The sequence below is a fragment of the Roseateles sp. GW821-FHT03B02 genome, from assembly GCF_059421025.1.
Window position 1 is genome coordinate 149,838 of sequence record NZ_JBWKUV010000004.1, and the last position, 22,446, is coordinate 172,283.

Consider the following 22,446-nt stretch of genomic DNA (forward strand, 5'->3'; position numbering starts at 1 on the left):
ATGCGCGTCACGCTGACCCCGGCCGCATTGATCGCACTCGCGCCGGCCAGCGCGTTCGCGGTCAACTACCTCAGCCCCGAGCAGGCCGCGCGGCTGATGTTCCCCGACGCCGACCGCTTCGACACGCAGACGCTGCTGCCGGCCGGCAGCAGCCGGGCCCTTGGCGTGCGCGTCGCGAAGAAGGGCGATGCGGTGCTGGGCTACGTCGTGCTCGACGACGTCATCGGCAAGGTCGAGCTGATCAGCTACGCGGTCGGCATCGCCACCGACGGCAGCGTCAGGCAGGTCGAGATCCTGTCGTACCGCGAAAGCCACGGTGGCGAGATCCGCTTGCCGGCCTGGCGCAAGCAGTTCATCGGCAAGACGGCAGCGGCGCCCATGCGCATCGGTGAGGACATCGCCAACATCAGCGGCGCGACGCTGAGCTGCACCCATGTCACCGACGGTGTGCGCCGCATCGTCATCGCGCTGGGTGCCGCGCGCCGCGCCGGCACGCTGGGCTGAGCGCGATGCAACGGCGCGCCCGGCCGCTGCTCGGCACGCTGGTCGAGATCGGTGCGCCGCTCGGGCTGGATGCCGCCTTCGACGCCGTTGCGGAGTTGCAGGCCAGGCTGTCGCGCTTCGAGGCGGGCAGCGACATCGCGCGCTTCAACGCGCTGCCAGCCGGCCGCGAGCTTCGGGTCGGCACGCTGGCGGCCGAGGTGCTGGCGGCCGCGCGGTGCCTGCAGGCCGACAGCGGCGGCCTCTTCGACATCAGCCTCGGCAGCGGCCCCAAGGCCTGGCTGCTGGACGGCGACCGGCTGCACAAGCTAGCCGCCGGCGTTGTGCTGGACCTGGGTGGCATTGCCAAGGGCCTGGCTGTCGACCAGGCGGTCCGGGCGTTGCAGGGGCAGGGCGCGGCAGCCGGCTGGGTCAATGCTGGCGGCGACCTGCGTGTGTTCGGTGAGCTGGAGCTGCCCATCCAGCTGCGCGACGAGGCCGGCGGCGGCGTGCGTGAGTTCGCACGGCTGCGCGACGGCGCCTTCGCGACCAGCCATTTCGCGCCCGGCAGCCGTTCGGTATTGAGCCGGCCGCTGCAGGCCCACGTCAGCGTGGCGGCGCCGCTGTGCCTGTGGGCCGACGCGCTGACCAAGGTCGTTGCGCTCAGCGGCCGCTGCGACCACCCGCTGCTGGCCCGCTACGATGCGGCCGCCTGGCGGCACGACGCGCCACGCCTTGCATGACCCGCCAGCATCACCCCCGCGCCCATCCCGCGCATCCCGCTCGCCCGCCGCGGCATCGCCTGCCCCGCTGGCAGCGCCATGCGCTGCACGTCAGCGGAACGCTGCTGCTGCTGACCGGCATCGCCTGGCTGGCCCTGCATTACAGCGTCGGTGGGGGCGTGGGCGAATTGCCGCATCCGTTGGAGGCATGGTGCCTGCGCCTGCATGGCCTCGCGGTCATGGGGGGCGTCTTCGTGCTGGGAGCCCTGGCCGCGGCTCATGTACCCCAAGGATGGCGGTTGAGCCGGCGCTGGCAGCTGAAGCAGCAGCAACTGACCGGCCTGCTGCTGAGCGTGACGGCCGCCTTGCTGGCATTGAGCGGCTATCTGTTGTACTACTTCGCACCTGAGGACTTGCGACCGGCGCTGGGCATTTCGCATGCGGCCATCGGTGTGGTCATGGCCTGCCTGGTGATGTGGCATCGAAGAGGAAGCGAGCGGGGCTCGGTGCCGTCCTCCGGCGCCTGACGCCGGCCCATGCATGCGCAACCACCCGCCCGGCCCGCGGGCCGCCGGGGTGGACTACCGCGGCTCGAACAGCATCAGGCCGGACGCCGTGTTGGAGATCGGGATGTGATAGCCGCGGTGCAGGCAGGCGGCGTGCTCTCCGAGTGCCGCGCGTGTGGCCAGCCACATCAGCAGCTCCACGCCCTGGGTGCCGGCCTTCTCCACCAGCTCTGGCACGCTGAACTGCGCCGCCCAGGCCGGGTCGTCGACGAGGCTGTCCATGAAAGCCAGGTCGAACCCGGGGTTGATGTAGCCGGCGCGCTCGCCGTCGAGCTGGTGGGACAGTCCACCCGTACCGAGCACGGCCACGCGCTGGTCGGTCTTCCAGCTGCGGATGGCGTCGCCCACGGCCTGGCCCAGCGCCAGGCAACGGCGGGCCGAGGGCAGCGGGAACTGCACGGTGTTGATGCAGACCGGCACGATGCGCACCGGCCAGACCTGGCTGGGCCAGAGCACGGCCATGGGCAGGGTCACGGCATGGTCGACGCGCATCTCCTGGCAGGTGGTGACGTCGAAGTCGCGGGCGACGAGCTGGTCGATCAGATGCCAGGACAAGTCCACGTCACCGTCGAAGCCGGGCAGTGGCGGCAGGCCCCAGCCCTCGTCGCCGGTCTCGTAGCGCGGCGCGGCGCCGACGGCGAAGGTGGGCATCTTGTCGAGGAAGAAGTTCAGGCCGTGGTCGTTGTAGAAGACGACGAGGACGTCGGGCTTGTGGGTTTCGAGCCAGGCGTGCACGGGCAGGTAGGCGTCGAAGAAGGGCTTCCAGTAGGGCTCGGCCTGGCTGTTGCGCGCGAGGGCGCGGCCGATGGCGGGGACGTGGGAGGTGGTGATGCCGCCGATGAGTGTGGCCATGGTGGGTGGTTCCGGTGAGCGAGGAGAAGGTTCAGCGCGCGTAGGCGTCGAGCTTGGCCTGGAACTGGGCCTTGGTCAGCCCCGTCTGCTGGGCGCCGATGTCCTGCATGTCCAGGCCGAAGATGCCGGCGAACTTGGCCAGGTAGTAGGCGTTGCCGCCGGCCTGGATGAGCTGCAGCACGTTGCGCGAGCGGATGGCCTCGCGCTGCTCGGCATTGAGCCCGTAGGCGGCGCAGTAGGCGTCCTCGTCCTGCACGAAGGCGGCGCGATTGGCGGCCTCGTTGAAGGAGAAGCACATCTTGTTGAGGGCATAGCCCTTGCGGGCCTGTCGGCCGTCGAAGAGCGTGGTGCCGGGAATGGCGGGGCTGCACATGGCGTGTCTCCGGTCGTTCGGGGTGGGGCGGATCTGACCTGGATCAGAGGTTTGCAGTGTCCGGACGCCGACACTGCCGATCAACGCTGCCGCACTCATCAGACCCATGAGCGAAATCGATCATTTGGACCTCGACGGGCATCTGCTGCGGTTGCTGCTGGCGGTGCACGAGGAGGGCTCGATCACGCGTGCGGCCGCTCGCCTCGGGGTCACGCAGTCGGCGGTCAGCCATCTGCTGGACAAGCTGCGCCGCGTCGTGGGCGACCCGCTGTTCGTCAAGTCGGGCCGCGGCATCGTGGCTACCGCGCGAGCCGATGCGCTGGTGGTGCGTGCCCGGCTGCTGCTGGAGGAGCTGCGCGCCTTCGGCAGCATGGGCCGCCCCGACGCCTTCGAGCCGGCGCGCCTGCAGGTGGAGCTCACCATCGCCGCCAACGACCTTCAGCGCGACCTGCTGCTGCCGCCGCTGCTGCGCCGGCTGCGCGCGCAGGCGCCGGGCGTGTCGCTGCGCGTGATCGCCTCGGGCGTGCCCGAGCCGGCGCTGCTGCGCGACGGCCACTGCCAGCTGCTGCTGACGCCGCGTCCGCCGGACGCGAGCGACCTGATGCACAAGCGCCTGTTCGAGGACCGCTACCTGGTCTTCCACGACCCGGTGCATGGCCGCGCCCCGGCCGACCTGGCCGGCTACCTCGCGGCCGAGCACGTGACCGTGCTCTACGAGCTGCCGCGCCGGCCGCTGGATGTCGATGAATGGCTGGCGGCCCAGGGCCACAGCCGCCGCTTCGCCGCCCGGGTGCCGAGCTTCGCGGCGGTGGCCTCGTTCGTCAGCGGCGGCCCGTGGCTAGCCACGCTGCCGAGTTGGCTGGGCACCCACACGCTGCGCGGCCTGGCCACGGCGCCGCCGCCGCTGGCCTGCCCGACGCTGCCGATGTACGCCGTCTGGCATCTGCGCCACCAGAGCGACCCGCTGCACCAGTGGCTGCGCCGCGAACTGGAGGCGGTGGTGCCGCCGGAGCTCAGAGCCAGCCGAGCTTGATCAGCGCGATCCAGGCGCTCAGGCTGAGGAAGGCGGCCGCCGTGGCGACCATCAGGCAGGCGGCGTTGGCCTGCTGGCGGCCGTAGCGCTGGCCCAGGATGGGGTAGATGGACAGCATGGGCCCGCCGGCCAGCAGCAGCGCGGCGTGCTGCTGCGTCGCCGCGAGGGGGCCCGCCAGCGTCAGCAGGCTCAGCAGCCCCAAGACGGCCAGCGGATGCAGCAGCAGCTTGCCCGTGGCCACGGCGCTGACCTGGCCGGCCAGGCCGCGTACCGGCAGCCCCACCAGCACGCCGCCGACGAAGAAGAGCGAGACGGCCGACGAGGAGTTGGCGAGCAGGTCCAGCGCCCGGGTCAGCGGCAGCGGCAGCCGCAGTTCGAGCAGCGCGGACGCGGCACCCGCCGTGATCGCCAGCACCAGCGGGTTGCGGTACAGGCCCAGCAGGCTGCGGCCCAGGGCCCGGGCGAAGGGCTGGGCCGGCTCGCCGGCACGGGGCGCGCTGTCGGCCAGCGCCAGGCACAGCGGCAGCATCACCAGGTTCTCGACCACCATGGTCAGCGCCACGGCCACCGAGGCTTGCGGGCCCACCACCTGAAGAGCCACGGGCAGGCCGACAAAGGCCGAGTTGGAGCAGCACATGCCCATGCCGGTCATGGCCGCGGCGTCGCGCCCCTGGCCTCGGCTGCGCGCCCACAGCAGGCCGGCGGCCAGCACCAGCAAGGAGCCGCCGCCATAAGCCATCAGGTAGCGGGCATTCGGCGCGTTGAGCAGCTCGGCCAGCGGGCGCTGGCTGAGGGCGCGGAAGATCAGCGCCGGCAGCGCGAAGGCGATGACGTAGCGGCCCAGCGCAGGCAGCAGGGCGCGGTCGAACGCGCCGCTGCGCACGGCGACCCAGCCCAGGCCGACGAGCAGGAAGATCGGGCCGGTGATGGCGAGGATTTCAGGCAACGAACTCTTCGGTGTCGATTTCGGCCTGGGTGGCGGCGTTGTAACGGGCGCCGTGGACGGTGTTGCGGTTGATCAGGGCATCCAGCCGCGCCAGCGTCGCCGCGTCGAGGGTGAGCGCTGGGGCGGCCAGCCATTCCCGCAGATGTGCGACCTGCGTGGTGCCGGGGATGGGAATGATGTCCTCGCCCTGGTGCAGCAACCAGGCCAGAGCCAGCGCGGCGGGCGCGCAGCCCAGGCGCGTGGCTTCGGCCGCGAAGCCGTCCAGCAGCGGTAGGTTGGCGGCGTAGTGTTCGGGCGAGAAACGCGGCATGCCGCGGCGGATGTCCTTCGGAGCCAGCGTGCCCACGTCACGCAGCCGCCCGCCCAGGAAGCCGCGCGCCAGCGGGCTGAAGGCGACGAAGGCCGTGCCCAGCTCTCGGCAGGCTTGCAGCACGGCGATCTCGGGGTTGCGGGTCCACAGCGAGTATTCGGTCTGCATCGCGGCGATGGGGTGCACGGCGTGGGCGCGGCGCAGCGTCGCGGCCGACACCTCCGACAGGCCCAGCGCCCGCACCTTGCCCGCGCGCACCAGCCCGGCCATGGCGCTCACGCTGTCCTCGATGGGCACGCCGAAGTCCAGGCGGTGCAGGTAGAGCAGGTCGATGACGTCGGTGCGCAGCCGCTGCAGGCTGGCCTCCACGCTGGCGCGGATGGTGTCGGGCCGGCCGTCGATGACGCGCTGGCCGTTCACGCCGTGCATGCCGCACTTGCTGGCCAGCACAAGCTTCTTGCGGTACGGGGCCAGCACTTCGCCGACCAGCTCCTCGTTTGCACCGAAGCCGTACAGCGCCGCCGTGTCGAACAGCGTGATGCCGGAATCCAGCGCCGCATGCAGCAGGGCCGCTGCAGCCTCGCGCGGCGGTGGTGTGCCGTAGGCGTGGCTGAGGTTCATGCAGCCCAGGCCCAGGACCGAGACCGCGAAGGGGCCGATGCGGCGCGTCTGCATGTTCAACCGTTCTTGAGCTGCTGTTCCAGCTTGTGCAGCACCTGGTAGCAGGGCAGCACCTGGGCCACACTGGCATTGGGCTCGCGGCCCTCGCGGATGGCGGCGAAGAACTCGCGGTCCTGAAGCTCGATGCCGTTCATGGACACGTCCACCTGGCTCACGTCGATCTTCTCTTCCTTGCCGTTGACGAGGTCGTCGTAGCGGGCGATGTAGGTGCCCGTGTCGCCGATGTAGCGGAAGAAGGTGCCCAGCGGCCCATCGTTGTTGAAGGACAGGCTCAACGTGCAGATCGCGCCGTTGGCGGCCTTGAGCTGGATGCTCATGTCCATCGCGATGCCGAGCTGCGGGTGGATGGGGCCTTGCAGCGCGTTGGCTTGCACGATGGGGCTGCGCGCCTGCCAGGCAAACAGGTCAACCGTGTGCGCGGCGTGGTGCCACAGCAGGTGGTCGGTCCAGCTGCGAGGCTGGCCCAGCGCGTTCATGTTGGTGCGGCGGAAGAAGTAGGTCTGCACGTCCATCTGCTGGACGTTGAGCTCGCTCGCCGCGATCTTTTGGTGCACCCACTGGTGGCTGGGATTGAAGCGGCGCGTGTGGCCGCACATGGCGACCTTGCCGGTTTTCTGCGCGACGCTCACGACCTCCTCGCCATCGGCCAGTACGTCGCACAGCGGGATCTCCACCTGCACATGCTTGCCCGCCTTCAGGCAGGCTAGGGTCTGGCTGGCGTGCATCTGCGTGGGCGTGCAGAGGATGACGGCGTCCACCTCCGGCAGCGCCAGGCTGTCGGCCAGCTCGGTGGTGACGTGCTTGACGCCGTACTTGTCGGCGACCTCCCGGGTCTTGTCCAGGTCGCGGCTGATCAGCGAGACGACCTCGACGTCGGCGATGTTGCGGATGCCGTCCAGGTGCTTGATGCCGAAGGCACCCGCGCCGGCCAGGGCGACCTTGATCTTGCTGCTCATTGCGTGTTCTCCAGGATGAGATGTCCCACGGCCGTGTTGGATGCCGGCACGTGATAGAAGCGATGCTTGACGAGTGGTGGCTTGGGGCCGCCGGCGACATCAGCCATGGCGCCGCGGGCGATCAGCCACATGACCAGCTCGATGCCCTCGCTGCCGGCCTCGCGCACGTAGTCGATGTGCGGCGTCTGGCTGCACGCCACGGGGTCGTTGATGAGCTGGTCCAGCCAGGCGTTGTCCCATTCGCGGTTGATGAGGCCGGCGCGCGGGCCCTGCAACTGGTGGCTCATGCCGCCGGTGCCCCAGATCTGCACGTTGAGGTCTTCGTCGAAGCTCTCCACCGCGCGGCGGATGGCCTGGCCGAGCTGGAAGCAGCGGCGGCCGGACGGCACGGGGTACTGCACGACGTTGACCGCGAAGGGAATGACCTTGAAGGGCCAGGCCCCATGTTGCGGATCCTGCTGGCCGCACATCAGCGACAGCGGCACGGTCAGGCCGTGGTCCACGTCCATCTTGTTGACCAGCGTCAGGTCGAAGTCGTCCTGGATGACGCTCTGCGCGATGTGAGCGGCCAGCTCGGGGTGTCCGATCACCTCGGGCACGGGCCGTGCGCCATAGCCCTCGTCGGCCGGCGTGTAGCGGGCCGCCGTGCCCAGCGCGAAGGTGGGGATGAGGTCCAGGCTGAAGGCGGTGGCGTGGTCGTTGTAGACCAGGAAGACGACGTCGGGCTTCTGCTCGGCCAGCCAGTGCTTGGAGTAGTCGTAGCCCTGGAACACGGGGCGCCAGTAGTCGTCGCCGGACTTGCCGAGGTCCAGCGCCGCGCCGATGGCCGGGACGTGGGAGGTGTAGACGGATGCGGTGATGCGTGCCACGGTCAGGGGCCCTTCTTTGCTGTCGTGCCGGCCTGGCCTTGCGGCTGGCGGTGGGACTGGGCGTCGCCATCCTCGCCCACGCGGCGGTTGCCCTCCACCGAGCGGCCGCCACCGACCATCATGTCGCGGTACTCGGCCTCGGTCATGCCCGTCATGCTGCCGGCCATCTGCTGGAAGCTCTTGCCGTCGGTGGCGCCGATCTTGGCCAGGAAGTAGATGTTGCCACCCAGGCGGATGCACTCGTTCAGGTCACGGGCGCGCACGGCGGCCTTCTGGGCGTCGGTCATCGGCCACTCGTCCAGGTAGGCGGCCTCATCGGCCTTGAAGCGGGCGCGGTTGTCGGCCTTCATCAGCGACATGCAGAACTGGTTCAGCCAGTAGCCCTTGCGGGACTGCTCCGCGTCGAAGATGGTGGTGCCGGGGATGTCTTTGTAGGGTTTGTCGAGCGACATGACTCACGCTTCCTCAGGCCAGTAGAGGTGCATCGGGTTGTCCACGAGCAGCAGCTTCTGCAGCTCCGGCGTGGGCGCGATGTGCGGGATGAAGTCCACCAGCAGGCCGTCGTCCGGCATGTGGTCCTTCAGGTTAGGGTGGGGCCAGTCGGTGCCCCAGAGCACGCGGTCGGGGAATTCCTCGACGACGCGGCGCGCGAAGGGCACCACATCCCGGTAGGCGGCCTGCTCGCCAGCCAGCGCCTTGGGGCCGGTGACGGAGAGCCGCTCGGGGCAGCTCACCTTGCTCCAGACGTTGGGATGCTCGCGCATGAACTTCAGGAAGAGCGCGAACTCCGGGCCGTCGACGGGCTTGCTCACGTCGGGGCGGCCCATGTGGTCGACGACGACAGTCGTTGGCAGCGCGGTGAAGAAGTCCCACAGCTCGGGCAGGTCCACGGCCTCGAAGTAGATGACCACATGCCAGCCCAGCCGGGCGATGCGGCCGGCGATCTCCAGCAGTTCGTCCTTGGGCGTGAAGTCCACCAGTCGCTTGACGAAGTTGAAGCGCACGCCGCGCACGCCGGCGGCGTGCAGCTGCTGCAGCTCGTCGTCGGTAATGCTGCGCTTCACCGTGGCCACGCCGCGCGCCTTGCCGCCCGAGGCCAGGCAGGCGTCGACCATGGCACGGTTGTCCGCCCCATGGCAGGTGGCCTGCACGACCACGTTGCGCGCAAAGCCGAGGTGGTCGCGTAGCGCGAAAAGCTGGGCCTTGCCGGCGTCGCAAGGCGTGTACTTGCGCTCGGGGGCGTAGGGGAATTCGGCGCCGGGGCCGAACACGTGGCAGTGGGCGTCCACGCTGCCGGTCGGCAGCTGGAAGCGGGGCTGGCTGGGGCCTTCGTACCAGTCCAGCCAGCCGGCCGTCTTGGTGAAGTCGCCCGTGGTGGGTTTGCTCATGGGTTGGTGGTCCGTGCAGGGATGCGGTTCAGTCCAGTGAAACCTTGGCGCGCTGGATCACGCCGGCCCACTTGAGCGATTCGCTCTGGATGAAGGCGGTGAACTGGTCGTGGGTCACGGGGAAGGTCTCGTAGCCGAAGGTGGCGTAGCGGTCCTTGATGTCCGGCTCGGCCAGCGCCGCGGCGATGTCGTTCTGGATCTTGTCGGCCACGGCCTTGGGCAGGCCCTTGGGGGCGGCCAGCAGGGTCCAGCCCGTCACCTCGTAGCCGGCCGGGCCGCCGGACTCGGCCACGGTCGGCACATCGGGAAAGGCCGGGTGGCGCCTGGGCGCCGTCACGGCGATGAACTTGATCTTGCCGTTGCGCTGCAGCGGGCCGGCGGTGGCCAGCGAGCCGAGGGCGAAGTTCAGCTCGCCATTGGCCACGCCGGTGTAGAGCATCGACGTCTCCTTGTAGACCGCGTGCTGCATCTGGGTGCCCGTCATCGCCTCCAGCAGGGCCGAACCCAGGTGCACCGGATTGCCGACCGACCAGGACCCATAGATCAGCTGGCCGGGCCGGGCCTTGGCGTCGGCCACGATGTCACCCACGGTCTTGTACTTGCTGTCGGCGCCGACACCGACGAAGAAGTAGGTGCGGAACAGCGGCGCAATGGGCTCGAAGTCCTTGACCGGGTCGTAGGGCAGCTTTTTGAACAGGTGCGGATAGGCGACCAGGTGGACGTTGTCGAGCTGGATGAGTTCGTGGGCATCGCCCCCTGCCCGCTTCCAGGCGTCGATGGCGATGAAGCCATTGCCGCCGGGCTTGTTCTCGACGATGACCGGCTTGCCCCATTTCCGCTGCAGCTTCTCGGCCAGCACGCGCACCACGGCCTCCGGCCCCGCGCCAGCCGGGAAGGGCGTGGTGATGCGGACGGGCTTGGTCGGGAACTCCTGAGCTTCGGCGATGCCGGTCAGGGTCAAGGCGGCAATGGCGGCGGCCAGCAGCTGGCGGCGCAGGAACTGAGGCATCGTTGTCTCCCGGTTGGCGGCGATGGGCAGGTCAGTCGATGTATCGCAGGCCGGCCTTCTCGAGCGGCTCGCGCATCTGGTACATGTCCAGGCCCAGCACGCCGGCGGCGAGCTTGGCGCGCTTTTCGCCCTCGAAGCTCTCGCGCTTGCGGGCGGCGGCCAGCGTCTCGACGGCACGCGCGGCCGGCACGCAGACGATGCCGTCATCGTCGGCCACGATGACGTCGCCCGGCGTGACCCACATGCCAGCGCAGACCACCGGGATGTTGACCGAGCCCAGCGTGGCCTTGATGGTGCCCTTGCTGCTGATGGCCTTGCTCCAGACCGGGAAGCGCATTTCCTGGAGCGTCTTCACGTCGCGCACGCCGGCGTCGATGACGAGGGCGCGGGCGCCGCGGGCCTGGAAGCTGGTGGCCAGCAGGTCGCCGAAATAGCCATCGCTGCAGTCGGCCGTGACGGCCGCGACAACGATGTCGCCCGGCTGGATCTGCTCGGCCGCGACATGCATCATCCAGTTGTCGCCGGGCTGCAGCAGCACGGTGACGGCCGTGCCGGACACCTGCACGCCGCTCTGGATGGGCCGCATATAGGGCTTGAGCAGGCCGACCCGGCCCATGGCCTCGTGCACGGTGGCCGAGCCCAGGGCGGCCAGGCCGTCGGCGGCCTCGCGGTCCGCGCGCTGGATGTTTCGGTAGACAACGCCGAGTTCGTACATGGCTTACTTTCCTTGCTTCTTCAGGGCGGCATCCAGGCGCGGATAGACGCGGCGGGCATTGCCCTCGTAGATGGCGTGCTTCTCGTCGGCCGTCAGCTGTGTGCTGGCCTCGATGTAGCGCTTGGTGTCGTCGTAGTTGAAGCCGGTCTCGGGGTCGATGCCGCGCACGGCGCCGATCATCTCGCTGGCGAACAGGATGTTCTTGACGGGCACCACCTTGGTCAGCACGTCGATGCCGGGCTGGTGGTAGACGCAGGTGTCGAAGAACACGTTGTTCAGCAGGTGCTCGGTCAGCAGCGGCTTCTTCAGCTCCTGGGCCAGGCCGCGGTAGCGGCCCCAGTGGTAGGGTGCCGCGCCGCCGCCGTGGGGGATGACGAACTTCAGCGTCGGGAAGTCCTTGAATAGATCGCCTTGCAGCAGCTGCATGAAGGCTGTCGTGTCGGCGTTGATGTAATGCGCGCCGGTGGTGTGGAAGCAGGCGTTGCAGCTGGTGCTCACGTGCACCATGGCCGGGATGTCGTACTCCACCATCTTCTCGTAGATGGGGTACCAGTGGCGATCGGTCAGCGGCGGGCTGGTCCAGTGGCCGCCGGAGGGATCGGGGTTGAGGTTGATGGCGACGTTGCCGTACTGCTCCACGCACTTGATCAGTTCCGGGATGCAGGTCTCGGGCGCCACGCCGGGGCTCTGCGGCAGCATGGCCGCCGGGATGAAGTGCTCGGGGAAAAGCTGGCTGACGCGAAAGCACAGCTCGTTGCAGATGGCGGCCCAGGTGCTGCTCACCTCGAAGTCGCCGATGTGGTGGGCCATGAAGCTGGCGCGCGGGCTGAAGATGGTGAGGTCGGAGCCGCGCTGCTTCATCAGCTTGAGCTGATTCGTCTCGATGGTCTCGCGCAGCTCGTCGTCGCTGATCTTCAGGTCGGCGACGCGCGGCTTCTGCGTTGGGTCCTTGATGCCGGCGATCTGCTGGTTGCGCCAGGCTTCCAGCGCCTTCGGGGCGGTGGTGTAGTGGCCGTGGATGTCGATGATCATGGAAGAGACTCCGGAAAAATTTCAATGCGCGAGCGCTGCGCCGCCACCATCGGTGAAGCGGTCGGCATTGCGCTTGACCCACAGGGCCGCAGCGGCGATCAGGCCGGGGATGGCGACGACCGCGAACACCATGCCGATGCCGACCTGCTGTGCCGTCAGTTGCGCCACCAGGAAGGAGCCGGCAATGCCACCGAAGCGGCCGATGCCCAGCATCCAGGCCACGCCCGTGGCGCGGCCGTTGGTGGGGTAGAAGGACGCGGCCAGGGCAGGCAGCGAGGACTGGGCGGTGTTCATCAGCGCGCCGGCCACGAAGACGCCGACGACGAGGCCGCCCACCTGGCCCACCAGCTGCCCGATGGACCACACGGCCACCGCGGTCAGCAGGAAGCCCACGGCCAGCAGGCGGTTGGGTTCGATGCGGTCCATCAGCCAGCCGAAGAACACCGCGCCCACGCCGCCGAGCGGGAAGAGCGCGGCGATCAGCGTCGCCGTCTTGGGCTCGATGCCGGCCTCCTTGAACAGCAGGGGCATCCAGTTGATCAGCGCGTAGAAGATCACGAGGCCCATGAAGTAGGCCAGCCAAAGCATCAGCGTGCCGGTGCGGTAGGGCCGCGCCAGCACCTGGGCCAGGCCGCCGCGCTCGTTGGTGACGACGCGGGTTTCGCTGAGCGTGAAGCGGTCGTAGTCGTTCACACGCGGGCCGGCGATGCGGGCCAGCGCGGCGCGGATGCGCTCCACCGGCTGGCGGCGCGACACCATGAAGCGCACCGACTCGGGCAGCAGCGCCAGCAGCGCCACTGTCAGCAGCAGCGGCGCGATGCCGCCCAGCAGCAGCACGCTCTGCCAGCCCCACTGCGGGATCATCCAGGCCGCCAGGAAACCGCCGAAGGCCGCGCCAAGCGGGAAGCCGCAGAACATCAGGTTGGTCAGCGTCGAGCGGCGGGCGCTGGGGCAGTACTCGCTCATCAGCGTCACCGCGTTGGGCATGGCGGCGCCCAGGCCCAGGCCGGTGATGAAGCGCAGCGTGCTCAGTTCGGACAGGCCGGTGGCGAAGGACGAGGCCAGCGAGGCCAGGCCGAAGACCAGCACCGCCACGGTCAGCACGCGCTTGCGGCCCAGGCGGTCGGCCGCCGGGCCGGCGGACAGCGCACCGGCGGCGAGGCCGAACAGCGCGGCGCTGAGCACCGGGCCCAGCATGGGCTTGGTGACGCCCCAGTCCTTGATCAGCGACGGCGCGATGTAGCCGATGGCGGCGGTGTCGAAGCCATCCAGCAGCACGATGAGAAAGCACATCGCGAATACCCCCCACTGCCAGCTGGACAGCGGGTGGTCGTCGATGAGGCGCTGTACGTCCACCGAGCGTGCGGCGGTGGCGGGGGTGGGTTGGTACTGCAAGTCGGTCTCCGTGGTTCTTGTGGGGTGTCTCGGGCTCAGCGGGTGGCCTGCATGCCGTGCTGACGTCGGGCGACGTCGGCGGCCGGGCCTGCCATGAAGTCGAGCAGGGCCTGGGCCTCGGCCGGCCGCGCGGCCGCGGCCGTGACGGCGCCACTGAAGCGGCTGACGATCTCGGTGCCCGGTGGCATGCCACCCAGCAGCGTGATGCCGGGCAGGTCCATCAGCTCGCTGAGCTGCTGGAAGCCGAGATCCACCTCGCCGCTGGCGACGAGGCTGCCTACCGGCACGCCAGGGCGGGCCTGCACGAGGCGGTCCTTCAGCGCGTCCGCCACGCCCCAGCGGGCGAACAGCTGCATCAGCGCCGTGCCGCTCGGGCCGGTTGAGTAGCCGATGGCGCGGGCCCGGAGTACGGTGGCCTTCAGCGCGGCCTCGCTGCTCACGTCCGGCACCTCGGCGCCGGCGCGCACGGCGATGGCCACTGTCGAGTCCGCCAGCGCCCGGATGCTGCCCGGGCGCAGACGGCCGGCGGCGTCCAGCCTGGCGATGGCGTCGGCTGCCAGCACGACGAGGTCGAAGGTCTCGCCGGCCTGCACGCGCTGGGCGGCGTCCACGCCCCCCACGGACTCGATGCGCGTGGCCGGGCCGCCGGCCTGCTCATGCGTGGTGGCGAGGGCCGCCAGCAAATGGCGGGTGGCCATGGAGGAGATCAGGCTCAGGTCGGAAGGCATGGACGGCGATTCTTCGCGCCGTGGCTCCATCAAGCTAGTTCTGGCTGGCGCTAGCTGCTATAGCATTTCGGCATGACCCTGAACCAGCTCGAATACTTCATTCAGGTTGCCGAGCACGGCAGCTTCAGCAAGGCCGCGCTGGTGCTGGGCCTGGCCCAGCCGGCGCTGAGCCGCCAGGTGCGGTCGCTGGAGACCGAGCTGCACGAGACTCTGTTCCTGCGCAATGGCCGCGGTGTGGAGCTGACCGAGGCGGGCCGCCGCTTGCTGGAGCATGGCCAGGGCATCCTGCACCTGGTGGCCCAGGCCCGCGACGACCTCTCGGCCCACCGCAACGAGCCGGTGGGTCAGATCGTGGTGGCCATGCCCCCCACGCAGGCGCGGCTGCACACGCTGCCGCTGATCGAAGCCTTCCGCGTCGACTGCCCGCGGGCGCGCCTGGTCATCATGGAGGGCTTCTCCACCCACCTGACCGAATGGCTGGTGTCCGGGCGGGCCGACCTGGCCCTGGTCTACAACCCCGAGCCGCTGCCGGCGCTGGAGATCCTGCCGCTGCGCGAGGAGGCGCTGCGGCTGTTGAGCCCTGCAGGCCAGGCGCCGGCCGGGCCGCTGACGCTGGCCGAACTGTCGCGGCTGCCGCTCGTGATGCCGCAGCGCGGCCAGGTATTCCGCAAGCGCATGGAGGAGGCCGCGGCGATGGCCGGCGTGCAGTTGCGCGTGGACTGGGAGGTATCCAGCGTGCCGGCGATGCTCGATCTGGTCGCCGCCGGCCTGGGCCACGCCGCGCTGGGCGAGGAGGCCTTGCTGGCCTACGAGCACCCGGAGCGCATCGCCGTCACGCCGATTTCGGGCGCTGACGTGTGCGCGACGCTGTGCCTCGTCACGCCGGCGCTCAAGCGCTCCACGCCGCTGATGCAGCGCACCGCGGCGCTGCTGATGCGCCGGGTGCGCGAGGTCTACCAGGGCAGGCCGACGTAGTTCTCCGCCATCACCTGCTGCGCGGCCTCGGAGCGAACGAGATAGTCGCGCTCGGCGCGGTGCAGGCGGGCGTCGATGGCGGGCTCCAGCGGAAAGTGGTGCATCAGGCTGGTGAACCACCAGGAGAAGCGCTCGGCCTTCCAGATGCGCGCCAGGGCGCGCGCCGAGTAGTGCTCGATGCCGGCCTCGCTGCGCTCACGGTAGTGCTCGATCAGGGCCTGGGACAGGTAGTGCACGTCCGAGGCGGCCAGGTTCAGTCCCTTGGCGCCGGTGGGCGGCACGATGTGGGCGGCGTCGCCGGCGAGGAAGAGGCGGCCGAAGCGCATGGGCTCGGCGACGAAGCTGCGCAGCGGCGCGATGCTCTTTTCCAGCGCCGGGCCGGTGACCAGTTTCGCCGCGGTCTCGGGCGCGAGGCGGCAGCGCAGTTCGCCCCAGAAGCGCTCGTCGCTCCAGTCGCTCAGCTGCTCGGTCAGCGGCACCTGCAGGTAGTAGCGGCTGCGTGTCGTCGAGCGCATGCTGCACAGCGAGAAGCCGCGCTCGTGGTGGCTGTAGATCAGTTCGTGCGAGACCGGCGGCGTGTCGCTGAGCAGGCCCAGCCAGCCGAAGGGATAGACCTTCTCGAAGTGCTGGATGGCGCCGGCGGGCACGCTGGCACGGCTGACGCCGTGGTAGCCGTCGCAGCCGGCGATGTAGTCGCACTTCACCTCCACGGCCTCGCCACCCACCGTGCAGCGGGCGCCGGGGCTGTTGCCGTCGAAGCCGAAGAGCTGCACGTCGGCCGCTTCGTACAGCGTGGTGAGGCCGGCATCGGCGCGGGCGGCCATCAGGTCGCGCGTCACCTCGGTCTGTCCGTAGACCAGCACGGACTTGCCGCCGCTCAGGCGCTTCAGGTCGATGCGGTGGTGCTGGCCGTCGAACATCAGGTCGAAGCCGTCGTGCACCAGCCCCTCGGCGTGCATGCGCGCTCCCACGCCGGCTTCGTCCAGCAGGTCGGCCGTCGTCTGCTCAAGCACGCCGGCGCGGATGCGGCTGAGCACGTAGTCGCCGGTCTGGCGTTCCAGGATGAGGTTGTCGATGCCGGCCTTGTGCAGCAGTTGCCCCAGCAGCAGGCCAGAGGGGCCGGCGCCGACGATGAGCACCTGGGTGCGCAATGTCTTCATGTCTCGCTCCGAGTGTTGTGTTGGATGGGCTGAAGCCTAGGCGCCGAGGGCCCGGCAGGGAATGCACTCGTCGAACAGGAAATTGCACAATCCGAACCCGTGAAACCCGCTGCCGCATCGCCCGCCGCCCCGCTGTACGAGCTGTACGGCGAGCTGGGCCGTGACGATGCGCTCGACGGACTGCACCACGAGTCCATCGCCGACCGCAGCCGCTTGCACAATTGGGAAATCCGCCCGCACCGCCACGGCGGCCTGAGCCAGCTGCTGCTCATCGAGCGCGGCCGGGCCGATGTGGAGCTGGACCGGCAGCGTCTGGTGCTGCACGGACCAGCTCTGGTCTGGGTGCCGCCTTTCGTCATCCACGGCTTCGCCTTCGCGCCGGAGACCGAGGGTCATGTCGTCACGCTGGACGACGAGCGCCTGCGCCAGCAGCTCGCGGCCAGCCCGGGGTTGTGGGATGAGCTGCGCCACGCGCGGGCGCTGGTGGTGCCGAAGGCGTCGCCGGTCCTGCCTGGCCTGCTGATGCTGTTGCAGGGCCTGCGGGCCGAGTACCTGTCCCTGGCCCCGTGGCGGGCGCGCATGCTGGAGGGCGCGCTGTCGATGCTGGCAGCGGGCGTGGCACGCCAGCCGCGGCTGGCGCCGGTGGCCACGGCAATGGCCGACGGCGAGGGGCGGGCGATGCTGCACCTGCAGCGCTTTCGCGAGCAGGTGGAGCGCCAGTTCCGCCGCCATCCCGGCCTCGCGGAACTGGCCGCGCCGCTGGGCATCAGCCCCGCGCAGCTGAACCGGCTGTGCCGCCGCCACCTGCAATGCTCGGCGCTGGAGCTGCTGCACCAGCGCCTGCTGCTGGAGGCCAAGCGTGAGCTGGGCTACACCAGCCTGCAGATCCGGCAGGTGTCCGACGGTCTGGGCTTCTCGGACCCGGCCTATTTCACGCGCTTCTTCCAGCGCCTGACGGGGCAGTCACCCAAGGCCTGGCGCGAGCAGGGCGGGCGGGGCTGAGCGATTCAGCCGGCCAGCAGGCGGCGCGCCTTGGCCAGCATCTGCGCGCAGCGCTCCACCGCCGGCAGGCTGCGCGCCAGCTCGGCCATCGGAATCTCGATGCTGATCGGCAGGTCGGCTGGGACCGCGGCCAGCAGCTCGCGCAGCGGCAGGCCGCCGTCGCCGGGCATCAGCCGTGCGGCGCGGGCCTGGTGCAGCAGGCCTTCGACGCTGCTCGGTCGCTCGGCCGGTGCGTCGCAGAGCTGCATGTAGCGCAGCCGGCCGCGCGGCGCTCGGGCAACCTCGGCGGGATCGCCGCCGGCGCGGTCGAAATGGATGGGGTCGAGCAGCACGCCGCCGTTGGCCTGGGCCGCGGCCTCGACGATGCGCAACCCGTCCGCGAAGGACTTGCAGTCCGTCCAGGGCATGGGTTCGAGGTTGGCGCCGAGCCCAAAGCGCGCGGCCAGCTCGCAGAAGGCGGCGAAATTGGCAGTGAGGCGGGCCTCGTCGGGGTCGTTGCCGGCCACCAGGGCCTCGCGGGCGCCGAAGCGGGCGCCGGTAGCCAGCGCCGCCTCGTAGTCGGCCACGCGGGTGTCGGGCCGCAAGCGAAAGATCTCGATGTCCAGGCAGCGCAGGCCGGTGTCGCGCAGCCGCGCCTCGGTCTCGCGCACGAGCGGTGTGTCACCAACAAGCGCGTGCTGCACTTCCTCCGGCGTGGCCGGGAGCAGGCGCAGGCCGACGGCGTCGAAGCCGGCGCGGGCGGCGCAATCCACCATCTCGGGCGGCGTCAGTTCGAGCACGGTCAGCGCGGCGAGGGCGAAGGGATGGGTCATGGCGGGGTGGGAAAGGGAGGACGGGCGGCGGCGTGCTCGCCCGCGATGAAGCCGAAGGCCATGGCGGGCCCGAGGTTGATGCCGCCGGCCGGGTAGTGGCCGCCCATCACGTTGGCCTGGTCACAGCCGGCGGCGTAGAGGCCTTCGATGGCGCGGCCCGCGGCGTCGAGCACGCGGGCCCGGGCGTCGGTGCGCAGGCCGGCAAAGCTGCCGAAGCTGCCGGGCTTTACCTCGATGGCGTAGAAGGGCCCGTCGACGATGGGCGCGACGCAGGGGTTGGGGCCGTGGTCGGCATCGCCTGAGCGGCGGTTGAAGAGGCTGCCGCCGCGGCCGAATTCGGGGTCGTGGCCCTGGGTGGCGTGGTCGTTGAAGCGCGCCACGGTGGCGGCCAGGCCGGCGGCGTCGATGCCGCAGGCCGCGGCCAGCGCCTCGAGCGTGCGGCCACGCTTCAGGTAGCCCGAGCGCAGATAGGGCCAGACCGGCACAGGCCAGGGCTTGACCATGCCGAAGGGGTAGCGGCGCAGGAAGCGGTGGTCGCAGATCAGCCAGGAGCGCGGCGCCTGGCCCGCCGGCACCGCGCGCAGCAGCGCCGAGACGTAGTCGTGATAGCCGTCGGCCTCGTTGACGAAGCGCCGGCCATTGGCCAGCACGGCGATCAGCCCGGGCTTGCCCCGGTCGATGATGTGCGGGTAGAGACCGCTGCGGCCGACGAGGTAGGGCACGACCGACACAGGGCACCAGGCCAGGGGCGCCCCGCCGCGACTGTCGATGCCGGCGCCCACGGCCTCGGCCATGGCGATGCCGTCGCCCGCGACGGCAGTAGGCGGCAGCGCCCAGGCGTCGGCGCCCTCGGGCACGCCGGGCAAGCTGGCCATGCGTGCCGCGTCGTGCGCAAAACCACCGGTGGCCAGCACCACACCGCGGCGGGCCAGGACGCGGCGCGGACCTTCGGGGCTGTCGAGCACGGCGCCGATGACCGCGCCCTGGGCCGTGAGCAGGCTGCGGGCCGGCGTGCAAGTGCGCAGTTGCACGCCCAGGGCCTGTGCCGACAGCAGCAGCCGCCCGACCAGCGCGCAGCCGTTCACCAGCTGCAGGCCGCGGCGGTGCAGCAGCAGATCGCGCAGGTGGCGGGCGAAGCGGCCCGCGACGTAGCGGAAGTTGGGCCAGGAACGCAGCGCGCCGAGGAAGCGACGTAGGTCGGGCCCTGCCATGACACCCATGCCGAACAGCGAGGTCTCGTACTTCTGGGCGCGTAGCTGGCGCAGCAGCTCGGGGTCGAGCTCGCGCCCGTCCAGCGGCTGCGGCGCCACGGAGCGCGAGCCGGTGCCCGCGCCCGGCGAGCCGCCGTGGATGTCGGCGATCCAGCTGCCGCTGACGAACTGCAGCCGCGTGTGGCGCTCGAAGAACGCCACCATGCGCGGCGCGGCCGCCAGGAAGGCCTCGACGCGGGCCTCGTCGTGCTGCGCGCCCAGCTCGTGGCGCAGGTAGGCGCGCACCTGCTCGGGGCTGTCCGTGGCGCCGTCCCGCGCAGAGACGGGGTTGCCCGGCGCCCAGATCCAGCCGCCCGACAGCGCCGTGGCGCCGCCGAAGACGGCGTCCTTTTCCACCACCAGCACCTGCAGCCCGCGCGCCGCGGCCGTGACGGCGGCCGACAGCCCGCCGGAGCCGGAACCGATCACCAGCAGATCGACCTGCTCGGTGGCGCTCATGGCGTGACCTCGGCCCAGGTGCTGGCCGTGTTCGCGGCAGCCTGCCGGGCGGCCTGTTCGCGCGCGCCCAGCGCGGCCGACAGCGCGCCGCACAGGCCGATCAGCCCCATGCCCAGCCAGGCCCAGGCGTCGGGCACATGGGCGAAGACCAGCCAGCCACCCAGCATGGCGAAGGCGATCTGGAAGTAGAACAAGGGCGTCAGCTCGATGGCGGGCGCGCGGTCATAGGCCAGGATCAGCAGGTAGTGGCCCAGGGTGCTGAAGAGGCTGACCAGCAGCAGCGTCAGCCACACCGAGGCGCTGGCGGGCATCTGCCAGGTCCAGGGCAGGGTGAGGCCGCCGATGAGGGCGCCGACGCAGCCGGTGTAGAAGTGCGTCGTGCCGGCCGGCTCCAGCCGTGCGAGTCGGCTGGTGACGAGCTGGAAGGCCGCGAGCGTCAGCACCAGGGCCAGCGGCAGCAGCGATGCGAGCTGGAACAGCGCATGGCCCGGTCGCACGATGATGAGGGCGCCGCCCAGGCTGCCCAGCAGCAGCAGCCAGCGCAGCAGCGCCAGGCGCTGCCCGGCGGCGAGCGCGGCGCCGGCGGCCGTGACCAGCGGCGTGAGCATCATGACGGCCGTGAACTCGCCCACCGGCAGTTGTTGCAGGCCGAAGAAGGTGATGAGGCTGCAGGCCACGATCAGCCCGCCGCGCAGCAGCTGCAGGCCCGGGTGGGCGGTGCGCAGCCGCTGCGGGCCGCCGCGCCAGAGCAGGGCCGCCGTCGTGACCACGGCCTGGAAGCCGTAGCGGAAGGCCACCAGCATCAGCGCCGGCACGGTCAGCGCGATCAGCTTGGTGGCGGTGTCCAGCGCGGCGAAGCAGGCCACTGCCAGCACGACGAGGGCCATGCCCTGGTAGAGCCCGGAGCGGGGGATCACCGGGCCGCGAAGCTGTTGCGGGCGCCGCCGTCCTCCCGGCGCTGCAGGCGCAGCGTGCCCAGCAGCGGCACGGCGCGCTTGAGCACCGTCTCGCCCAGCCACTGCGCCGATCGCAGGCCGCGCGCGGCCACACTGGGCAGCGGCATCTGCTGGTAGTCGTCGTTGAAGACCTCAAAGCTGTAGTCGCCGCGGTAGCCGAGGCGGTCCAGCCGCGTGACGAGGTCGGCCAGTTGCTGGCTGTGCACGCCCTCGCCGGGGAAGACGCGGTGGTGGCGGGCCGTGGTGATCTTCTCCTCGACGGAGCGGATCTCGTTCCACATGAAGTCGGCCAGCTGCACGAGGAAGATGCGCTCGGGGTCGAGGTCGTCCAGCAGGTCCATCGGCGTTCGTGTGGCGAAGATGTGGAAGGAGTCCAGGCCGACACCGAGGTTGGGCATGTCGGCGCGGTAGACCACGTCGGCTGCCTGCGGGAACTCGTTGATGTGGCGGCCCCAGGACAGGGCCTCGAAGGCCACCTTGATGCGCAGCGGCACGGCCAGCATGGCCAGGCGGCGCAGGTCTTGCGCGATGTGGTCGCGGTCGGCGGTGGCGTGGGTGGAGGTTGACGAGCACACCAGCAGCACGCGCGAGCCGACGGCGGCGCACATCTCCAGCATGGAACGGGCGACGTCGAGCTTGTAGTCGCGCAGATGGCCGTCCAGGCCCTCGAAGTCGCGCAGCACCTGGAAGCCCGTCACGCGCAGGCCGCTGGCCTTGACGGCGGCGATGGCCGCCTCCACGCCCTCGGGGTGGCCGACGATGTCGCGCGCCGACAGCATGATCTGCGAGAAGCCGGCGTCGCGCACAGCCTTCAGCTTGGCGGGCAGCGTGCCGGCCAGCGTGATGGTGTCCATGCCGAAGTCGTCGAAGTTGCCGGTCAGGCGGCTCATGATGCGGCTCCCAGCCGCTCGCTGTGCACCAGCTCGAAGGTGACGCTGCCGAGCTGCGTCTCGGTCAGCGCGCCGCGAGCACTGGGGCTGATGGCGCCGCGTTCGACGAAGGCCACGCCGCGGCTGCGCAGGGCGGCCACGGTGGCGGGCACGTCGGGGCAGCCCAGGCCGAGGCGGGCGATGAGTTCGTCGCTTTCGATGTCCAGCAGGCCGGGTTCGGGCTCGACGAGCTGGACGTAGAACTTGCCGCAGGCGCTCTTGAGCAGCCGGCCCTTGGGCATGACGCCGTAGCGTTGGTCGTCGGGGATGGGCGCGAAGCCGAACAGCTCGGCGTAGAACTCGGTCCAGTCCTCGGTGCGCTCCACGCCGATGTACTGCACCACGCCGAAGAAGTGCAGGCCGGTGAGGGCCGGCGGGCGCATGTCCACCGTGGGGATGGGCGTGAAGTCCACGTCGTAGATCGAGAACTCCTTGTAGCGATCGACGAAATAGATGCGGCTGCTGCCCACGCCATGGATGGCCGGGATGTGCAGCTCCATCACCTCCACCTGGATGGGCAGGGCCCAGGCACCGCGCTCCAGCGCGCGGCGGTAGGCGCTGGCGGCGTCGCGCACACGCAGCGCGATGGCGGCGACGACGGGCGTGTCGCTCAGCGGCGCGCCGTCGGCGGCATGGGCGTTGACGATGACGTTCATGTCGCCTTGGCGATACAGCAGCACCTCCCGCGAGCGGTGCCGGGCCACGGGGCGGAAGCCCAGGGTCTCCAGCACATGGCCCAGGGCCTGGGGCTTGGCGGTCGCGTATTCGATGAACTCGATGCCGTCCAGCCCCAGCGGGTTGGCGGAGGCCTCGATGGTTTCGCGGTTCTGCTCGGCAGTGCTCATGGG

The 22,446-nt window shown here is 70.4% G+C and carries 25 protein-coding genes; 6 read left to right on the forward strand and 19 right to left on the reverse strand.

Going from position 1 to position 22,446, the window contains the following annotated elements; genetic code table 11:
• From AC07VX_RS13015 to AC07VX_RS13025, 3 genes are read left to right on the forward strand one after another with little or no spacing between them, the layout of a single operon-like run.
• The gene (locus AC07VX_RS13015) at nucleotides 1-504 is read left to right on the forward strand and encodes an FMN-binding protein (protein ID WP_493165142.1); all 504 of its coding nucleotides are present in this window, start codon (nucleotides 1-3) and stop codon (nucleotides 502-504) included.
• A gap of 5 nt (nucleotides 505-509) precedes the next feature.
• Nucleotides 510-1,223: an FAD:protein FMN transferase gene (locus tag AC07VX_RS13020; protein ID WP_493165143.1), complete on the forward strand. Its 714-nt coding sequence runs from the start codon at nucleotides 510-512 to the stop codon at nucleotides 1,221-1,223.
• On the forward strand, nucleotides 1,220-1,729 hold the full coding sequence (locus tag AC07VX_RS13025; RefSeq protein WP_493165144.1) for a hypothetical protein: 510 nt from the start codon (nucleotides 1,220-1,222) through the stop codon (nucleotides 1,727-1,729). Before AC07VX_RS13020 ends, AC07VX_RS13025 begins: the two co-directional genes overlap by 4 nt.
• Nucleotides 1,730-1,783: 54 nt before the next feature.
• Here AC07VX_RS13025 and AC07VX_RS13030 read toward each other — a convergent pair whose 3' ends face one another.
• Both AC07VX_RS13030 and AC07VX_RS13035 read right to left on the reverse strand, forming a co-directional pair.
• Nucleotides 1,784-2,620 carry a class III extradiol dioxygenase family protein gene (locus AC07VX_RS13030; RefSeq protein ID WP_493165145.1) on the reverse strand — a complete coding sequence of 279 codons (837 nt, stop codon included), beginning with the start codon at nucleotides 2,618-2,620 and terminating at the stop codon, nucleotides 1,784-1,786.
• Between the two features lie 31 nt (nucleotides 2,621-2,651).
• On the reverse strand, nucleotides 2,652-2,993 hold the full coding sequence (locus AC07VX_RS13035) for a protocatechuate 4,5-dioxygenase subunit alpha (protein WP_493165146.1): 342 nt from the start codon (nucleotides 2,991-2,993) through the stop codon (nucleotides 2,652-2,654).
• Nucleotides 2,994-3,099: 106 nt separating this feature from the next.
• Here AC07VX_RS13035 and AC07VX_RS13040 point away from each other — a divergent pair, with 106 nt between their 5' ends.
• On the forward strand, nucleotides 3,100-4,026 hold the full coding sequence (locus AC07VX_RS13040; RefSeq protein ID WP_493165147.1) for a LysR family transcriptional regulator: 927 nt from the start codon (nucleotides 3,100-3,102) through the stop codon (nucleotides 4,024-4,026).
• Here the strand turns inward: AC07VX_RS13040 and AC07VX_RS13045 are convergent.
• The 11 genes from AC07VX_RS13045 to AC07VX_RS13095 are packed head-to-tail and all read right to left on the reverse strand — an operon-like array spanning nucleotide 4,007 to nucleotide 14,055.
• Nucleotides 4,007-4,972 carry an AEC family transporter gene (locus AC07VX_RS13045; RefSeq protein ID WP_493165148.1) on the reverse strand — a complete coding sequence of 322 codons (966 nt, stop codon included), beginning with the start codon at nucleotides 4,970-4,972 and terminating at the stop codon, nucleotides 4,007-4,009. The two genes, AC07VX_RS13040 and AC07VX_RS13045, sit on opposite strands and share 20 nt — an antisense overlap.
• Nucleotides 4,965-5,957: an aldo/keto reductase gene (locus AC07VX_RS13050; protein ID WP_493165149.1), complete on the reverse strand. Its 993-nt coding sequence runs from the start codon at nucleotides 5,955-5,957 to the stop codon at nucleotides 4,965-4,967. The genes AC07VX_RS13045 and AC07VX_RS13050 overlap by 8 nt, the downstream gene beginning before the upstream one ends.
• Before the next feature lie 2 nt (nucleotides 5,958-5,959).
• Nucleotides 5,960-6,919, reverse strand: coding sequence for a Gfo/Idh/MocA family oxidoreductase (locus AC07VX_RS13055; RefSeq protein WP_493165150.1), 960 nt, complete (start codon nucleotides 6,917-6,919; stop codon nucleotides 5,960-5,962).
• The gene (locus AC07VX_RS13060; RefSeq protein ID WP_493165151.1) at nucleotides 6,916-7,788 is read right to left on the reverse strand and encodes a class III extradiol dioxygenase subunit beta; all 873 of its coding nucleotides are present in this window, start codon (nucleotides 7,786-7,788) and stop codon (nucleotides 6,916-6,918) included. The genes AC07VX_RS13055 and AC07VX_RS13060 overlap by 4 nt, the downstream gene beginning before the upstream one ends.
• 2 nt (nucleotides 7,789-7,790) lie before the next feature.
• Nucleotides 7,791-8,240: a protocatechuate 4,5-dioxygenase subunit alpha gene (gene ligA, locus AC07VX_RS13065; RefSeq protein WP_493165152.1), complete on the reverse strand. Its 450-nt coding sequence runs from the start codon at nucleotides 8,238-8,240 to the stop codon at nucleotides 7,791-7,793.
• 3 nt (nucleotides 8,241-8,243) lie between these two features.
• Nucleotides 8,244-9,176 (reverse strand): amidohydrolase family protein, encoded by a 933-nt coding sequence (locus AC07VX_RS13070; protein WP_493165153.1) that lies wholly within the window; start codon nucleotides 9,174-9,176, stop codon nucleotides 8,244-8,246.
• Between the two features lie 28 nt (nucleotides 9,177-9,204).
• The gene (locus tag AC07VX_RS13075; protein WP_493165154.1) at nucleotides 9,205-10,185 is read right to left on the reverse strand and encodes a Bug family tripartite tricarboxylate transporter substrate binding protein; all 981 of its coding nucleotides are present in this window, start codon (nucleotides 10,183-10,185) and stop codon (nucleotides 9,205-9,207) included.
• Between the two features lie 31 nt (nucleotides 10,186-10,216).
• A complete protein-coding gene (ligK, locus tag AC07VX_RS13080) occupies nucleotides 10,217-10,900 on the reverse strand; it encodes a 4-carboxy-4-hydroxy-2-oxoadipate aldolase/oxaloacetate decarboxylase (protein ID WP_493165155.1) in 684 nt (227 codons plus the stop codon).
• A gap of 3 nt (nucleotides 10,901-10,903) precedes the next feature.
• Nucleotides 10,904-11,932, reverse strand: a complete 1,029-nt coding sequence (locus AC07VX_RS13085) for an amidohydrolase family protein (RefSeq protein ID WP_493165156.1) — start codon at nucleotides 11,930-11,932, stop codon at nucleotides 10,904-10,906.
• Nucleotides 11,933-11,953: 21 nt separating this feature from the next.
• A complete protein-coding gene (locus AC07VX_RS13090) occupies nucleotides 11,954-13,327 on the reverse strand; it encodes an MFS transporter (RefSeq protein ID WP_493165157.1) in 1,374 nt (457 codons plus the stop codon).
• A gap of 35 nt (nucleotides 13,328-13,362) precedes the next feature.
• On the reverse strand, nucleotides 13,363-14,055 hold the full coding sequence (locus tag AC07VX_RS13095; protein ID WP_493165158.1) for a substrate-binding domain-containing protein: 693 nt from the start codon (nucleotides 14,053-14,055) through the stop codon (nucleotides 13,363-13,365).
• Between the two features lie 72 nt (nucleotides 14,056-14,127).
• Between AC07VX_RS13095 and AC07VX_RS13100 the strand changes: the two genes are divergently transcribed.
• Entirely contained in the window at nucleotides 14,128-15,030 is a 903-nt protein-coding gene (locus AC07VX_RS13100) for a LysR family transcriptional regulator (RefSeq protein ID WP_493165159.1), read from the forward strand.
• Here the strand turns inward: AC07VX_RS13100 and pobA are convergent.
• Nucleotides 15,009-16,181 (reverse strand): 4-hydroxybenzoate 3-monooxygenase, encoded by a 1,173-nt coding sequence (gene pobA, locus AC07VX_RS13105; protein ID WP_493165479.1) that lies wholly within the window; start codon nucleotides 16,179-16,181, stop codon nucleotides 15,009-15,011. The genes AC07VX_RS13100 and pobA overlap by 22 nt on opposite strands.
• Nucleotides 16,182-16,289: 108 nt before the next feature.
• Here pobA and AC07VX_RS13110 point away from each other — a divergent pair, with 108 nt between their 5' ends.
• Nucleotides 16,290-17,192: a helix-turn-helix domain-containing protein gene (locus AC07VX_RS13110; RefSeq protein ID WP_493165160.1), complete on the forward strand. Its 903-nt coding sequence runs from the start codon at nucleotides 16,290-16,292 to the stop codon at nucleotides 17,190-17,192.
• Nucleotides 17,193-17,197: 5 nt separating this feature from the next.
• Here AC07VX_RS13110 and AC07VX_RS13115 read toward each other — a convergent pair whose 3' ends face one another.
• From AC07VX_RS13115 to AC07VX_RS13135, 5 genes are read right to left on the reverse strand one after another with little or no spacing between them, the layout of a single operon-like run.
• Nucleotides 17,198-18,004 (reverse strand): sugar phosphate isomerase/epimerase family protein, encoded by an 807-nt coding sequence (locus AC07VX_RS13115; protein ID WP_493165161.1) that lies wholly within the window; start codon nucleotides 18,002-18,004, stop codon nucleotides 17,198-17,200.
• Nucleotides 18,001-19,713 carry an FAD-dependent oxidoreductase gene (locus AC07VX_RS13120; protein ID WP_493165162.1) on the reverse strand — a complete coding sequence of 571 codons (1,713 nt, stop codon included), beginning with the start codon at nucleotides 19,711-19,713 and terminating at the stop codon, nucleotides 18,001-18,003. The genes AC07VX_RS13115 and AC07VX_RS13120 overlap by 4 nt, the downstream gene beginning before the upstream one ends.
• The gene (locus AC07VX_RS13125; protein WP_493165163.1) at nucleotides 19,710-20,630 is read right to left on the reverse strand and encodes a DMT family transporter; all 921 of its coding nucleotides are present in this window, start codon (nucleotides 20,628-20,630) and stop codon (nucleotides 19,710-19,712) included. The genes AC07VX_RS13120 and AC07VX_RS13125 overlap by 4 nt, the downstream gene beginning before the upstream one ends.
• Nucleotides 20,627-21,559 carry a sugar phosphate isomerase/epimerase family protein gene (locus AC07VX_RS13130; protein WP_493165164.1) on the reverse strand — a complete coding sequence of 311 codons (933 nt, stop codon included), beginning with the start codon at nucleotides 21,557-21,559 and terminating at the stop codon, nucleotides 20,627-20,629. The genes AC07VX_RS13125 and AC07VX_RS13130 overlap by 4 nt, the downstream gene beginning before the upstream one ends.
• Nucleotides 21,556-22,443: a 4-hydroxyphenylpyruvate dioxygenase gene (locus AC07VX_RS13135; RefSeq protein ID WP_493165165.1), complete on the reverse strand. Its 888-nt coding sequence runs from the start codon at nucleotides 22,441-22,443 to the stop codon at nucleotides 21,556-21,558. The genes AC07VX_RS13130 and AC07VX_RS13135 overlap by 4 nt, the downstream gene beginning before the upstream one ends.
• Nucleotides 22,444-22,446: the final 3 nt, after the last annotated feature.

Coding starts and splice junctions, on each gene's coding strand:
- AC07VX_RS13015 (WP_493165142.1), top strand. CDS start 1: ATGCGCGTCACGCTGACCCCGGCCGCATTGATCGCACTCGCGCCGGCC.
- AC07VX_RS13020 (WP_493165143.1), top strand. CDS start 510: ATGCAACGGCGCGCCCGGCCGCTGCTCGGCACGCTGGTCGAGATCGGT.
- AC07VX_RS13025 (WP_493165144.1), top strand. CDS start 1,220: ATGACCCGCCAGCATCACCCCCGCGCCCATCCCGCGCATCCCGCTCGC.
- AC07VX_RS13030 (WP_493165145.1), bottom strand. CDS start 2,620: ATGGCCACACTCATCGGCGGCATCACCACCTCCCACGTCCCCGCCATC.
- AC07VX_RS13035 (WP_493165146.1), bottom strand. CDS start 2,993: ATGTGCAGCCCCGCCATTCCCGGCACCACGCTCTTCGACGGCCGACAG.
- AC07VX_RS13040 (WP_493165147.1), top strand. CDS start 3,100: ATGAGCGAAATCGATCATTTGGACCTCGACGGGCATCTGCTGCGGTTG.
- AC07VX_RS13050 (WP_493165149.1), bottom strand. CDS start 5,957: ATGCAGACGCGCCGCATCGGCCCCTTCGCGGTCTCGGTCCTGGGCCTG.
- AC07VX_RS13055 (WP_493165150.1), bottom strand. CDS start 6,919: ATGAGCAGCAAGATCAAGGTCGCCCTGGCCGGCGCGGGTGCCTTCGGC.
- ligA (WP_493165152.1), bottom strand. CDS start 8,240: ATGTCGCTCGACAAACCCTACAAAGACATCCCCGGCACCACCATCTTC.
- AC07VX_RS13070 (WP_493165153.1), bottom strand. CDS start 9,176: ATGAGCAAACCCACCACGGGCGACTTCACCAAGACGGCCGGCTGGCTG.
- AC07VX_RS13075 (WP_493165154.1), bottom strand. CDS start 10,185: ATGCCTCAGTTCCTGCGCCGCCAGCTGCTGGCCGCCGCCATTGCCGCC.
- ligK (WP_493165155.1), bottom strand. CDS start 10,900: ATGTACGAACTCGGCGTTGTCTACCGAAACATCCAGCGCGCGGACCGC.
- AC07VX_RS13085 (WP_493165156.1), bottom strand. CDS start 11,932: ATGATCATCGACATCCACGGCCACTACACCACCGCCCCGAAGGCGCTG.
- AC07VX_RS13095 (WP_493165158.1), bottom strand. CDS start 14,055: ATGCCTTCCGACCTGAGCCTGATCTCCTCCATGGCCACCCGCCATTTG.
- AC07VX_RS13100 (WP_493165159.1), top strand. CDS start 14,128: ATGACCCTGAACCAGCTCGAATACTTCATTCAGGTTGCCGAGCACGGC.
- AC07VX_RS13115 (WP_493165161.1), bottom strand. CDS start 18,004: ATGACCCATCCCTTCGCCCTCGCCGCGCTGACCGTGCTCGAACTGACG.
- AC07VX_RS13120 (WP_493165162.1), bottom strand. CDS start 19,713: ATGAGCGCCACCGAGCAGGTCGATCTGCTGGTGATCGGTTCCGGCTCC.
- AC07VX_RS13130 (WP_493165164.1), bottom strand. CDS start 21,559: ATGAGCCGCCTGACCGGCAACTTCGACGACTTCGGCATGGACACCATC.
- AC07VX_RS13135 (WP_493165165.1), bottom strand. CDS start 22,443: ATGAGCACTGCCGAGCAGAACCGCGAAACCATCGAGGCCTCCGCCAAC.